This is a genomic window from Kutzneria sp. 744, assembly GCF_000568255.1.
Lineage (GTDB): Bacteria > Actinomycetota > Actinomycetes > Mycobacteriales > Pseudonocardiaceae > Kutzneria.
In genome coordinates this window covers 7,289,317-7,302,772 of record NZ_KK037166.1, presented here as the reverse complement: position 1 = coordinate 7,302,772, position 13,456 = coordinate 7,289,317, and the positions used below count along the sequence as shown (strand labels likewise).

Below are 13,456 nucleotides of genomic sequence, written 5' to 3'. Positions count from 1 at the left end.
GGCGGTGTCGGTGAGGGCTTGTTTCACCGCTTCGTCGGCCTTGCGGGCCATGTCGGCGACGGCGGCGCGGCGTTCGGCGTCGGCGTCGTAGTCGACGCGGCGGTCCCGGACCACGCGGGCCGGTGTGCCGACCGCGATCGAGTAGTCGGCGATGTCGCCGCGGGCCACCGCATGGGCGCCGAGGACGCAGCCGCGGCCGATGCGGGTGCCGCGCAGCACGCTCGTCTTGACGCCCAGCCAGCAGTCGGGGCCGATCCGCACCGGCGACTTCACGATGCCCTGGTCCTTGATCGGCAGCGTGATGTCGGCGACGACGTGGTCGAAGTCGCAGACGTACACCCAGTCGGCGACCAGGGTCGCCGCGCCGATCTCGACGTCCAGGTAGCAGTTGACGGTGTTGTCCTTGCCGAACACCACCTTGTCGCCGATGCGCAGCGAGCCCTCGTGGCAGCGGATCGAGTTGCCGTCGCCGATGTGGACCCAGCGGCCGACCTCCAGGCGGCCGTAGCCGGGCCGGCAGTGCAGCTCGACGTTCTTGCCGAAGAACACCATGCCCCGCAGCACCACGTGCGGATTGGCCAGGCGGAACCGCAGCAGCCGCCAGTACCGCACCAGGTACCAGGGCGTGTAGGCGCGGTTGCGCAGCATCCATCGCAGCGACGCCATGGTGAGAAAACGCGCCTGCTCGGGGTCGCGGCGGCGGGCGCGACGCCGTGAAGCCAGCGATGCGCCCCACATGCTCGTCATACGCTGCACCTTATGACGCCACTGATCATCGACACCGACCCAGGCATCGACGACGCCTTCGCCATCGCCCTGGCGGCCGGCAGCCCCGAGGTCGACCTGCTCGCGGTGACCACCGTCTTCGGCAACGTGGCGCTGTCGCACACCACCGCCAACGCCCTGCGCCTGCTGGAGCTGTGCGGCCGCTCAGACGTGCCCGTGGCCGCCGGGGCCGAGCGCCCCCTCGTACACCCCACCATCCACCGTGCGAGCACCGTGCACGGCGATGACGGCCTTTCCGGCGCTGCCGACACCCTGCCCGCCGCCTCGCACGACGTCGACGGCCGGCACGCCGTCGAGCTCATGGCCGACCTCCTGCGCCAGGCCACCGAGCCCGTCACCATCGCCCCCATCGGGCCGCTGACCAACGTCGCCCTGCTGCTGGCCCTGCACCCCGAGCTGAAGCCGAAGATCGGTCGCATTGTCGCCATGGGCGGCGGCGCCAAGGGCGGCAACACCACTGCCGCCGCCGAATTCAACATCTGGAGCGATCCAGAGGCCGCGCACCGCGTCCTCGCCGAGGAGGACGTGCCCACCGTCCTCGTGCCGCTCGACCTCACCCACCGCTGCGCCGTCGACGCCGTCTGGCTCGACCGCCTCGCTGCCGGCGGCCGCGTCGCCCAGGGCCTCAATGCCCTCACGCCCTTCTACCGCGCCATCTACCGCCGCGTCCTCGGCGTCGACGGCATGGTCCTGCACGACGCCATCGCCCTGGCCGAGGCCATCTCCCCCGGCATCCTGCGCACCACGCCCTACCCCGTCGAGGTCGACTGCTCCCACGGCCCCTCCCGCGGCGCCACCATCATCGACCAGCGCGCCACCGCCCACTCCTCCCGCCGCCTCGTCGACGTCGCCCTCGACGCCGACACGGCGCAGCTCGGGGAGTTCGTGCTGAGCCGGATCGCGGATCAGGGCAGGTAGGGCATCAGAGTCGGGCGCTTGACCGGGCGCTCAGCCGACGTCAGCCGGCGCGCGGCCGTGGTCGGGGGACTGCCGCGAACCGCGAGCAGTCCCGCCGCCACGACAACAACGGCCCCGGTTACTGGGCGTTCGCGCCGGCAACGACCGGCTTGATCTTCAACGGCTCCTGGTTGGGCACGTGAGCGGAGCAGCCCTGCACGTCGCCGGACAGCGGCACGAAGGCGGCGGCGGTGTTGTTCGGCGGGTAGACCCGCAGACCACGCACGGCGACCGGCTTGCACTGCGCCGGGTCGTACATGCCCGGGTTGGTGATGCTCAGCGCGGCCGAGGCGGCCTGACCGGGCTGCAGGGTGATCGCGGGCGCGCTGGCCGAGACCCGGGTGGCCGGGTCGCCGACCTGACGGCCGTCGTCACCGGTCACAAAGGACACTCCCGGGTACGCCGCGATGGTGCACGCCGCCTTGCCGCTGTTGGTGAACACGATCGGGATGAACGAGTGGCCCGCGCCCGCGTCGCCGCCGCCGACCGTGACCTTCAGGTTCCCGGTCAGGCACTGGCCGTTGGCCTCGGACGCGCCGCCGGATCCGTCGCCACTGGCGCCGGAGGCCGAGTTGGCGCCGTCGGACGGCGCGGAGCTGGCCGTGGTGCTGGTGGTCGTGGCCGCGGCGGAGGTGGTCGAGGTGTCGGACGAGGCGTTGCTCGATCTCGGGCTGCCGCAGGCCGCGGTGAGCAAGCCCACCGCCATGACGCCAGCGACCGCCGCGATACCGATTGACCTGGTCATGGACATTCGCCTCCAGTCGTACTCAGCGTTTCGAGTACCCAGTGAGAGGACGTGTGACACCTCAGGTGGTTGCGTGTGCCTGACAGAGCACGGCGGTCGGGGTGTGACCGATCCTCGTGAGCACGACGGTGCCCTCGGCGTCGCCGGAGAGCTTGAGCCGAGGTCGCAGCGTGTTGGGGTCAACGTTAAGGCCTCGGACGAGGATCTCCAGTCGCCCGATCCGGTGGCGTCGCAGCACCGCGCGCAGCGCCTTCTCGCTGTAGTGGCCGTGTTCCAACACTTCGAACGCCCTGATCCCGGGCGGCGGGCGGTCCCCGGTCAGGTAGGCGATATGCGGGTCCACCTGCGCCAATCCGTGCCGGGCAGCGTAGTGGCGGACCAGGCCGGCCCGCACCACGGCGCCGTCCGGGTCGACCATCCAGGCGCCGACGGGCGTGACCGGGCAGTCGTCGGGCTCGTCGGAGGTGATCGTCCACTCCGGACCGTTCGACCGCAGAACCGTTGCCCGCCTGGACACCGAGGCCAGCGACCCCGTCCACAGGCAGGCCTCGCGCACCTGGCCGTCCAGGGATACCAGTTCGATCTCGTCGGCCCAGGGCGCCATCGCGAAGTCCATGCCGGGTGAGCATTTCACGGCCAGTTCCCGGCCATGGTAGACGTCGACGAGGTCGTCCAGCGGCGGCACAAGATCGGCGGCACGCCACTTTCGCTGCCCGGACGTGTCCCGCCGCGCCGGGTCGGCGACAACCACAGTGTCCCTAGTGGACGGTTTCAACGCGTCGGCGCGGATCAGCAGCGGATCGACGCCGGCCACGGATGCGTTGTGGCGGGCCATCTTCAGCCGTACAGCGTCCACATCGGACCCGACGCAGCGATTGGCCACGCGAGCCATCACGGTCAGGTCGGCGCCGATCGAGCACGTCACATCGTGCACATCGCGGCCACGCAGCCGTTCGGCTCGGAGCACCGCCACCGGCGACGGCGTCGCCTGCTGGAGGGCGGCGTCGGTGAACAGCCAATCGTCCGAAGAGGACAATTTGGCCACGGCCTTTCGCCGCAGCACGGCCGTTTCCAGCACGGCCGCGGCGTACTCCGGCACGATCCGCCGCGCCGCCGCCACATCGGCCAGCCGCGAGGCCGCGGTCAGTGGCAGCGCCCCGACCTCGGCCAGCGCGGACCGGCCCGCCGCCGACGTCAGGAAAGCGACGTCGGCGGCGGAGAACTCATACCCCACCCGGCTTGGTCCCGGTCACCAGCACGTTGTAGAACAGCTCGCGCGGCATCACCTTGGACAGCAGGTTCTCGTCCAGCCAGGACAGCCGCTGCCAGCCCTTGTAGGCGAACATCGCCCAGCCCCAGCCCAGCTTCTCACGCGGGACCGCCGCCTCGAAGGTGCGCACCGGCCAACCGAACAGCGCCGCCGACAGCTCCTCGGTGACCGCCTTGACGTTGCGGGCGCCGGCCGCCCGGGCGGTGCGCTCCAGCTCGGCCGGGTCGAAGGTGTGGATGTCGACGACCGCCTCCAGCGCCGCCGCGCGGGAGGACTCGTCCAGCTCCTCCTGCGGCCGCCGCCACGAGTTCAGCGGCTCCAGCCTGGTGATGTTGGTGGTCAGCCACCAGGTGAGCTGGCCCAGCTTGCGGGCGTAGAAGTCGCCGACCTTGGTCGGCTCGCCGGCGAACACGAAGCGCCCGCCCGGCTTGAGCACGCGCAGCACCTCGGCCATCGCCGCCTGCACGTCCGGGATGTGGTGCAGCACCGCGTGCCCGACGACCAGGTCGAACGTGTTGTCGTCGTACGGGATGCGCTCGGCGTCGGCCACCCGGCCGTCCACGTCGAGGCCCAGGTTCTCGGCGTTGCGCAGGGCCACCTGCACCATGCCCGGCGACAGGTCGGTCACCGAGCCCTTCTGCGCCACCCCGCCCTGCATCAGGTTCAGCAGGAAGAACCCGGTGCCGCTGCCCAGCTCCAGCGCCCGGCCGTAGGGCCAGCCGCGATCGCCCGCCACGGCCCGGAACCGGCCGGTGGCGTAGGAGATGCAGCGCTCGTCGTAGGAGATGGACCACTTCTCGTCGTAGGTGCCCGCCTCCCAGTCGTGGTAGAGCACGTTGGCCAGCTTGGGGTCGTCCCAGGCGGCCTGGACCTGCTCCTCGGTGGCGTGCGGGTTGGGGGCCGGGTCCTGCACGTCACTTGCCACTGAACTTCGCCTTTCCCGGACCGTTCTCGATGAACGACTGCATGCCCGCGCGCTGGTCCTCGGTGGCGAACAGCGCCGCGAACAGGTGGCTCTCCAGCTTCAGGCCGCTGGCCAGGTCCCCGTCGAGGCCGCCGTCGACGGCCGCCTTGGCCGCCGCCAGCGCACGGGCCGGGCCCTCGGCGAACTGCGACGCCCAGCGCCGGGCCGCCTCGTACACGTCGTCGGGGGCGACGACCTCGTCCACCATGCCCAGTGCCAGCGCCTCGTCGGCCGCCACGAAACGGCCGGTGTAGATCAGGTCCTTGGCCTTGCTGGGGCCGATCAGCCGGGCCAGGCGCTGCGTGCCGCCCATGCCCGGGATGATGCCGAGCAGGATCTCCGGCTGGCCCACCTTGGCGTTGTCGCCGGCGATCCGGCGGTCGCAGCACAGGGCCAGCTCGAAGCCGCCGCCCAGCGCGTAGCCGGTGACGGCGGCCACCGTCGGCTTGGGGATCTCGGCCACCGCGCCGACCGCGGAGGACAGCTGCTGGGCCCGGGCCGCCATCTCGGCGTACGACAGCGTGGCCATCTCCTTGATGTCCGCGCCGGCCGCGAACACCTTCTGCCCGCCGTAGACGATCACCGCGCGCACGTCGTCGCGGCGGGTCGCCTCGGCCGACGCGGCCCGGATCTCCTCCTGGACCTGCATGTTCAGCGCGTTCATCGGCGGCCGCTCCAGGCGGATCGTGCCGATCCCGCCGTCCACCTCTAGCCGGACGAACTCAGCCATCTGTCCTCCTCAGACATCCTGCCCGGCAGGCTACCGCCCAGTAGCAGGCGACGTTATGCAGGGAAGGACGCCTTACCCTCGTTCAGCGCGGGTAAGGCGTCCTTCCCCGCATCAGGCGCTGGTGCGGCGGCGGGCGAAGAAGCGGTCGCCGGCCTTGTCCAGCTCCAGGTCCTGGCCGAACGTCGACGACAGGTTCTCGGCCGTGATCACGTCGTCGATCAGGCCCTGCGCCACCACGCCGCCCTCACGCAGCAGCATCGCGTGCGTGAAGCCCGGCGGGATCTCCTCCACGTGGTGTGTGACGAGCACCATGGCCGGGGCGTCCGGGTCGTAGGCGAACTCCGACAGCCGGGCCACCAGGTCCTCGCGTCCACCCAGGTCCAGGCCCGCCGCCGGCTCGTCCAGCAGCAGCATCTCCGGGTCGGTCATCAGCGCCCGGGAGATCAGCGCCCGCTTGCGCTCGCCCTCCGACAGCGTGCCGAACATGCGCTCGGCCAGGTGCTTGATGCCCAGGGCGGCCAGCAACTCCTCGGCGCGGCCGGTGTCCATGGTGTCGTACTGCTCGCGCCAGCGCCCGATCACGCCGTAGCCGGCGCTGACCACCACGTCCAGCACCTTCTCCTCGGGCGGCACCCGGCCGGCCAGCGCGGACGAGCAGACGCCGATTCTGGGGCGCAGCTCGAACACGTCGGTGCGGCCCAGCTTCTCGCCGAGCACGTGCACCGACCCCGTGGTCGGGTGCATCTCGGCGCCGGCCAGGCGCAGCAGGGTGGTCTTGCCCGCCCCGTTCGGGCCGAGCACCACCCACCGCTCGTCCAGCTCGACACGCCAGTCGATGGCGCGCACCAGGGTGGTCCTGCCGCGTCGCACGCTGACCTTCTCCATCGCCACGACGAGATCGACATCCGGACTGATCGGCTCGGTCACGAGCCCATTGTTCACAACCCGCCGGACGTGGCCTGGCACCGGGGCACCGGGTCGGGGAAGATCGCGACGTGGTTGCCAACCCTGCGCCGGACCCGATGATGTTGGCCGGACGTCCCTTCCCCCTCGGGTCGCACCCCGAGGGCGGCGGTGTGCGTTTCGCCGTGGCCTCCTCGACGGCCGAGGCCGTGGAGGTCTGCTTACTGGACAACGGGTCGGAACGGCGCGTCGAGCTGACCGAACGCACCTTCGGCGTGTGGCACGGAGTCGTGCACGGAGTGCTGCCCGGGCAGCAGTACGGGTACCGCGTGCACGGGCCGTACGACCCGACACGTGGCCTTCGCCACAATCCGGCGAAGCTCCTCGTCGACCCTTATGCGAAACGCATCACTGGGCAATTGACCAGTCTTGAGGCGACGCTCGGCTACGTCGACAACGCCATGACCGGGCCGGCCTCCACCGTGGACTCGCTCGGCAGCGTGCCGCTGTCGGTCGTCACCTCGCTCGGCGGGCCGGCGACCGGCGTGAAGCCCGATGTGCCGTTCGAGGAGTCCGTCTTCTACGAGCTGCACGTGCGTGGTTACACCGCGCAACACCCGGACGTGCCCGCCCACCTGCGCGGCACCTACCTGGGGCTTGCGCATCCGTCCGTGGTGGAACACCTGGTGCGGCTGGGTGTCACCGCCGTCGAGCTGATGCCCGTGCACACCTTTGTGGACGAGCCGTCGCTGATCACAGCCGGTCGCCACAACTACTGGGGGTATTCGCCGCTGGGGTTCTTCGCCCCGTACGCCGGCTACGCCAGCGAGCCCGGCCGTGAGGTCGAGGAGTTCCGGACCATGGTGGCGTCCCTGCACGCCGCCGGCATCGAGGTCATCGTCGACGTGGTGTTCAACCACACCTGCGAGTCCGGCTTCGAGGGTCCGACGCTGTCGTTCCGCGGCCTGGACGCCCCGGCCTACTACGCCCACGGCGAGGGCGGCCGCGGGTTGGACATCACCGGCTGCGGCAACACCCTGGACGCCGGGTCGCCGACCGTCGTCCGCCTGGTGACCGATTCGCTCCGGTACTGGGCCGGCGAGCTGGGCGTCGACGGCTTCCGCTTCGACCTCGCCTCCGTTCTCGGCCGTCCCGGGGCCGGCGCCTTCGACCCCAACGCCGCTCTACTGACCGCCATCGCCTGCGATCCGCTGCTGGCCAGCTGCAAGCTCATCGCCGAGCCCTGGGACGCCACCGGCGACGGCTATCGCGTCGGCGCCTTCGGCGTGCAGTGGGCCGAGTGGAACGGCCGCTACCGCGACACCGTCCGCGACTTCTGGCGCGGCGCCGTCGGTGTCCGGGACCTGGCATACCGCCTCACCGGCTCCAGCGACCTCTACTCCGACGACGGCCGCCGCCCCTGGTCGTCGATCAACTTCATCACCGCGCACGACGGTTTCACCCTGCGCGACATGGTCTCGTACAACGACAAACACAACGAGGCCAACGGCGAGGACAACCGCGACGGCACCAACGACAACCGCTCCTGGAACTGCGGGGCCGAGGGTGAGACCACCGAGCCCGAGGTGCTGGCGCTGCGCGCTCGGCAGGCCCGCAACCTGATGTCCAGTCTGCTGTTGTCGATGGGCACTCCGATGATCACCGCCGGCGACGAGATGTGGCGGACCCAGGACGGCAACAACAACGCGTACAACCAGGACAACGAGATGTCCTGGGTGGACTGGGCCTTCGATTCCACCGCCAGCGAGCTCTTGGCCTTCGTGCAGCGCCTGGTCAGCCTTCGCGCCGCGTCCCCCGCCCTGCGGCAGCCCCAGTTCTTCGACGGCCGCATCACCCCCAGCGGCGAGCCCGACCTCGTGTGGGTTCGCCCCGACGGCACCGAAATGGCCGAGACCGACTGGTTCGACGACGACCGCCGCACCCTCGGCGTGTGGATCGACGGAGCCAACTGCCTGTCCCGCACCAAATCCGGCGAGCTCGTCTCCGACCATTCCTGGCTCTTCATCCTGCACGCCGGCGGCGACCCCTGCGAATTCACGCTCCCCCGGGTGGAATTCGGCCCCTCCTTCGAGCCCATGCTCGACAGCGGGACACCGGACGGCACTCCCGTCGATCAGACACCTTTGGCCTCCGGCAGCCAGATCCAGCTGCCCGGCCGCACCACGCTGTTGCTTCGGGTGCCTCGCAGCACGAAGTAGCTTTCGCTACGTGAGTGGCTCATTTCGCCATAGGCGCGAAATGAGCCACTCACGTAGCGGCGCGACGGAGGCGTTCACGGGCCTCGTTCTCGGTCAGCGAGGTGACGGGTCGACCGACCGCGTGCTGATGCTTGGCGTCGTAAGCCCTGGTCCAGACGCCGGCCGCCCACGCCCTTTCGACTTCGTCGGCGCTGAGCTCCCGGCCACGCTCGTGGCAGTACGCGACGAGGAACCGCTCGGTGTCCTCGACGGCGGCCAGTTCGTCCGCGGTGACGGTCGAACACAGCGCTGCGGCAAATCCGGCGAGGACGGCCTCGCTGTCCACCGTCATGCTGTCCCAGTCGTGCACCACCAGCAGCGCGTCCCCACTCCAGCGCAGGTTGCCGGCCAGCCAGTCGCAGTGGCCGATCACGGCGTCGGAGTCGCCGGCCCGCAGCCGGTCACGGGCACGGCGCCCGGCGTCGTCGATCCACTCCGGACCAGCCACCGCATTGAGGTCGACATCGGAGTCCTCCGGACGCGGCCACAGTCCGTCCTCCGTGTGCCGCCATGCCGCCCACGACGGCGCCGGCTCCAGCGTGGACACCTCGGCCGGCCGCGGCGCGAGCCCGATCAGCAGTGCGAACGCTTCCGCGAAGGCCAGCGCCGGGTCGTCCACCGTCGGGAGCAGGGTTCCGCCGGGGACGTGGGCCTCAGCCGTGGCGATGTCCTCGCCGAACCGGACGGCACCGGTAAGCGGCTGCGGGCACGGGTAACCCGCTTCGAACAGCCGCCGCTGCACTTCGACGCAGGCCGCCGTCCGGGCCGAGTCCGGGCGAACCTTGACCACGACCTCACGGTCGTCGGCCAGCCGGAGCCCGATCACCGCGGAGAGGTGCCCGGATCTGAAGATCTCCTCCGCCGGCGGACTGCCCAACTGCTCCCGGCACCACTGGGCAAGCCTCGCCGGGTCGACGGCAGACGCGCGGGGTGACATCCCGGCATCCTCACATCCGCCGACCGCGTCCCGAGCCGAGGCAGCACGCCCGGCCCCTTCTCCGCCGCACGCCCGGCTGGTCCGTGGCGGGATCATCGTCCCGGGGTGCCACCCCGCCGCGAAGTGGCATCCCTGCGGCCCCCATTACCCCCAAGGCCCCCAACCACCATTACGGCGCCAAGGCACCGGCATCGGGACAGCGGCCTCAAGCCGGAATCGGGACTGCGAGCTCAAGCCGGAATCGGGACAGCGGCCTCAAACGCCAGCCCCAAGACGCCACCCATCGGGACAGCGACATCAGGACAGCGGCGTCAGGTCAGCGACGTCGGGTCGGCGGCATTAGGACAGCAGCGTCAGGACAACGACGTCGGGTCGGCGGCATTAGGACAGCAGCGTCAGGACAACGACACCCAGACGCTCCACGGCACCAGGACACCCCACGGCACCAGGACAAATTCCCGCCCACCCTGGGGGCGTCCCCCGCTTCCATCCTATCGGCGGTACCCCGAAGTTGATCTCCGCCGTCCACGGCCTGTGGACAACTCCGAGAGCTGCCCACAGGCTGTGGATGGGTCAGAGTTGGCCCAGGTAGAAGCGCAGGCCCTGGTCGTCGACGCAGTCCGAGGTGATGCCGTAGGGCATCTGGACGGGGTCGGTGGCGGTGCCGCCGGCGGAGCGGACGCGGGCGACGGCGGCGTGGACGTCGGAGACGGAGTACATGGGCAGGACGGCGGACGACGGGTGCCCGCCGTGCAGGCCGAACATGGTGTGCGGCCCCTGGACCTGCCAGCCGTCGTCGATCTGGCCGGGGGTGAAGGTCCAGCCGAAGACGGAGCCGTAGAAGTCGCGGGCGGCCTGCGAGGACGGCACGAACATGGTCAGGTAGACGATCTCGCCCTGGGCGAAGGTCTCCTGGGCGGCGCCGGGCGAGGACTGGTGCAGGGCGAAGGGCAGGCCCTGGTTGTCGACGCACTCAGCGCTGAGGCCGTAGGGCTCCTGGACGGCGTCCGCGGCGGTGCCGCCGGCGGCCCGGACGCGGTCGACGGCGGCGGAGATGTCGGCGACGGCGTGGCTGAGGAAGGTGGTCCGGTGCGAAGGAGTGGACCACAGGCCGAGGTGCTGGCCGAGGCCCTGGACGGCGCGGCCGTCGGCGGAGATGCGCCAGCCGAGCACGGACGAGTAGAAGGCGGCGGCACGGGCGGCGTCGGGCGACCAGACGGACGCGTAGACGACATCGCCCTGGACGGCGGTGACGGGCATGGCTCCTCCAGACAGGAAGGCGGCGTCGAGCAGGGCACGAAGCCGACGAGCGAAGCGGGGATCGGGATCGACCGGCACGACGGGCTCGAGCAGGTCCTCGAACGGATCGGTCATCGGGTGCCCTCCTCTCGGCCCTGGTATCGGACACGGAAGGCGCCGCGGGCCCGGACGAGCAGCGCCTCGGTGGCGTGCACGGTCCGGTCGAGGCACCGGGCCACCTCGGGCACGGGCAGGCCGTCGAGGTAGCGAAGGGTGAGCACGGAGCGGTGCTGCGCGGACAGTTCGGCGAGAACGTCCCGTGCCACCAAGGCATCGAGCCGCTCATCCCACGGGTCCTCGCACCCGGCGGCGAGGCCGCCGAGGACACGAAGTCCCCGCCGCTCACGTTCGAGGCGGCGCCAGTGGTCGACGAGTTTGTGCCGGGCGACTCCGATGAGCCAACTAGTGCTGACCTCGGAGACGTTGCCGCGACGGCAGGAGTCCATGGCGGCGAGGAACACCTCGGTGGTCAGGTCCTCGGCGACCGGCCGCTGCCCGCACCGGGCCAGCAGGTAGCCGTAGACCTGGGGCAGCGCTCGTTCGTACAGGTCGAGCAGGGTGAGCCCCGGGTCCGGCCGCACCCCGGACGGTTGGTTCATGCCTACACATCGTTCCGGGTCGGCGAACTCCGACGGGAAAAACCACTCTTCACGGGGAGCGACCGTTCGAGCACGGGCAGCGCACAGGCCTGGTCACCTCTGACACGATGACGGCATGCAGCAGCCGTGGGGCACCGACCCCGAGCTTCGCGACCACCTGGTCGCGCAGTTCCTGGAGTGGGCCGAGCACCGGCACACGCCGGTCGAGCACGTCCAGGACGCCATCATGGCACTGGACTGGAGCAGTCTCGGCCCGACCAACGGCTACTTCCGCTGGACGGTCCGCGACATCGACCGGTTCCTGCTGGAGTACCTGCCGGACCGGCTGGGCCTGCCGGAGACGGTGTGCGCGAACGGGTCGCTCACGCTGCATCCGCTGCTGGAGTTCCTGGCCCGCTACGGCATGTTGTCCACGGACAGCGACCTGCCGGACGAGATGGGCGACCGCTGCGAGGAGGTGTGGGAGGCGGCGGAGCACCGCGTCTCCTACGACGTGCGGGCCAAGGCGCTGTTCCAGCACGTGCGGGGCGACCAGGCGCTGACGTTCGCGGAGCTGGTGTCCCGGGTGCGCACGATGCCCGTGGACGAGGTGGCCAAGGCGCTGGACGGCATCGACGAGCGGGCGGTAGGCCCGCTGCGGCTGCCGAACGAGCGTGAGCAGTGGTTCGCGGCGGAGCGGGCGTCGGTGTTCGTGTGGTTCGCGCAGCTGCGCCAGGCGTGCGGCGAGGACGGCCTGGAGCTGGTCGACAAAGCCTTGCCGGACGAGATCGCCCTCACGCTGGGCGTCGATCCGGCCGAGCTGCCCCGCGTGCTGGCGTGGGCGCTGGCGGCGGGTGCGGTGCGGCGGTTGAAGGGCCGCCTGGTCCAGGTGGCGGCGTGGCGCAAGGTCGAGAAGCATTCGGTGAACCTGATCCGCAAGGTGTTCGCGGCGCATCCGAAGCTGCCGGGGCGCAGCCTGGTGCAGCTGAGCATCGAGCTGGTGAAGGCGGCGGTCGCACGCCGGTCGCTGGACCTGCGCGAGGTGCCGGTGCCGGGCGAGGTCGTGGACTTCCTGATGGACTGCGGCCTGATGTTCGCGCTGGGCCGCGAGGCGCGGCTGACCGCGTGCGGGATGCCGATCCTGGTGGACGTGGCCGAAGAGAACGGGCTGCCGGTGCGGGTGCTGCCGCACGCCCTGTGGTCCACGGTGAACGAGCTGATCGACGCGATCCCGGCGGCCGGTGACGAGTGGGCCGACGACGTGCGCGAGTGGAGCATGGAGCAGACGGACCGGCACAACGCGCGTGAGCTGATCAGCCGGGTCGCGACGCCGGACCGGCCGACGGCCGAGGTGATGACGGCGATCCAGGCGTGCGGGGACGTGTTCGGCGAGAAGCGCACGGTGCCGCCGGTGCGGCTGCTGCTCGGCGGTCCGCATGACGGCCCGGCGCTGCTGTGGCTGTTGCGGCACAAGGCTTTGGACGGCGGGGACGTGCCGGCGGTGCGTATCGCCGACGCCCACGTGGCCGAGCTGACGGGACTGTTGGACGCCGGCAACGTGGCGCGGATGCTGGACGCGGTGGCCGAGCACGGGGACACGGCGCAGACGATCGAGTTCCTGAACCTGGTGTGGCGGTCGGACCAGCCGCGGACGTGCGAGGTGCTGCTGGTGATCGCCGAGCACTACGGCGACGAGACGGTGGCGGCGCACGCCCAGAAGCTGGCCGAGCGCCACCGCGGCTGGCACACCCGAGGCTAGCCACCCCGAACCCCCGCGAGTCACGCTCTCCGGCACACCGAAACACGGTTTCGGGCAGAACCGCGCCTCGGGTCTCAGAACTGCCCGAAACCGCAACTCACCCTGCCCGAGAGCGCGACTCGCGGGGATTTGTCGGTGTCCGACATGATTTCAGCAGGTGGAAGCGGTCGCCAGGCCAGTGTGAGGCGTGCGAACATCGGGTCATGATCCGGCCAAGGACGACCTGGTGCGACCTCGTTGTCGACCTCGTTCGCGTCGCCTCCTGCGGGT

The 13,456-nt window shown here is 70.8% G+C and carries 12 protein-coding genes; 3 read left to right on the top strand and 9 right to left on the bottom strand.

What is annotated here, in order from left to right:
* The coding region (locus tag KUTG_RS33605; protein ID WP_063753595.1) for an acyltransferase at positions 1-747 on the bottom strand (747 nt) is incomplete at its 3' end.
* Between the two features lie 12 nt (positions 748-759).
* Here KUTG_RS33605 and KUTG_RS33600 point away from each other — a divergent pair.
* On the top strand, positions 760-1,704 hold the full coding sequence (locus tag KUTG_RS33600) for a nucleoside hydrolase (protein ID WP_043722575.1): 945 nt from the start codon (positions 760-762) through the stop codon (positions 1,702-1,704).
* A gap of 118 nt (positions 1,705-1,822) precedes the next feature.
* Here the strand turns inward: KUTG_RS33600 and KUTG_RS33595 are convergent, their stop codons facing one another.
* From KUTG_RS33595 to KUTG_RS33575, 5 genes are all read right to left on the bottom strand, one after another.
* The gene (locus KUTG_RS33595; RefSeq protein ID WP_043731509.1) at positions 1,823-2,488 is read right to left on the bottom strand and encodes a DUF4232 domain-containing protein; all 666 of its coding nucleotides are present in this window, start codon (positions 2,486-2,488) and stop codon (positions 1,823-1,825) included.
* Between the two features lie 61 nt (positions 2,489-2,549).
* The gene (locus tag KUTG_RS33590; RefSeq protein ID WP_043722572.1) at positions 2,550-3,722 is read right to left on the bottom strand and encodes a THUMP-like domain-containing protein; all 1,173 of its coding nucleotides are present in this window, start codon (positions 3,720-3,722) and stop codon (positions 2,550-2,552) included.
* Complete coding sequence (locus tag KUTG_RS33585) at positions 3,712-4,683, bottom strand: class I SAM-dependent methyltransferase (RefSeq protein ID WP_369794544.1); 972 nt, start codon at positions 4,681-4,683, stop codon at positions 3,712-3,714. Before KUTG_RS33585 ends, KUTG_RS33590 begins: the two co-directional genes overlap by 11 nt.
* The gene (locus KUTG_RS33580; protein WP_043722568.1) at positions 4,673-5,452 is read right to left on the bottom strand and encodes an enoyl-CoA hydratase/isomerase family protein; all 780 of its coding nucleotides are present in this window, start codon (positions 5,450-5,452) and stop codon (positions 4,673-4,675) included. The genes KUTG_RS33585 and KUTG_RS33580 overlap by 11 nt, the downstream gene beginning before the upstream one ends.
* Before the next feature lie 111 nt (positions 5,453-5,563).
* Positions 5,564-6,379, bottom strand: coding sequence for an ABC transporter ATP-binding protein (locus KUTG_RS33575; protein ID WP_043722566.1), 816 nt, complete (start codon positions 6,377-6,379; stop codon positions 5,564-5,566).
* A 95-nt stretch (positions 6,380-6,474) separates the two neighbouring features.
* On the opposite strand from KUTG_RS33575, the gene glgX reads away from it, so the two are divergent.
* Entirely contained in the window at positions 6,475-8,574 is a 2,100-nt protein-coding gene (gene glgX / locus KUTG_RS33570) for a glycogen debranching protein GlgX (protein WP_043722564.1), read from the top strand.
* Positions 8,575-8,623: 49 nt separating this feature from the next.
* On the opposite strand, the gene KUTG_RS33565 is transcribed toward glgX, so the two are convergent.
* The 3 genes from KUTG_RS33565 to KUTG_RS33555 all read right to left on the bottom strand — a co-directional run bounded on the left by KUTG_RS33565 (position 8,624) and on the right by KUTG_RS33555 (position 11,448).
* Positions 8,624-9,550, bottom strand: coding sequence for a phosphotransferase (locus KUTG_RS33565; RefSeq protein WP_043722561.1), 927 nt, complete (start codon positions 9,548-9,550; stop codon positions 8,624-8,626).
* Between the two features lie 573 nt (positions 9,551-10,123).
* Entirely contained in the window at positions 10,124-10,924 is an 801-nt protein-coding gene (locus KUTG_RS33560; RefSeq protein WP_052395700.1) for a VOC family protein, read from the bottom strand.
* Positions 10,921-11,448: an RNA polymerase sigma factor gene (locus KUTG_RS33555; RefSeq protein ID WP_043722559.1), complete on the bottom strand. Its 528-nt coding sequence runs from the start codon at positions 11,446-11,448 to the stop codon at positions 10,921-10,923. Before KUTG_RS33555 ends, KUTG_RS33560 begins: the two co-directional genes overlap by 4 nt.
* Before the next feature lie 115 nt (positions 11,449-11,563).
* Here KUTG_RS33555 and KUTG_RS33550 point away from each other — a divergent pair, with 115 nt between their 5' ends.
* Positions 11,564-13,186, top strand: coding sequence for a hypothetical protein (locus KUTG_RS33550; RefSeq protein WP_043722557.1), 1,623 nt, complete (start codon positions 11,564-11,566; stop codon positions 13,184-13,186).
* Positions 13,187-13,456 lie beyond the last annotated feature (270 nt).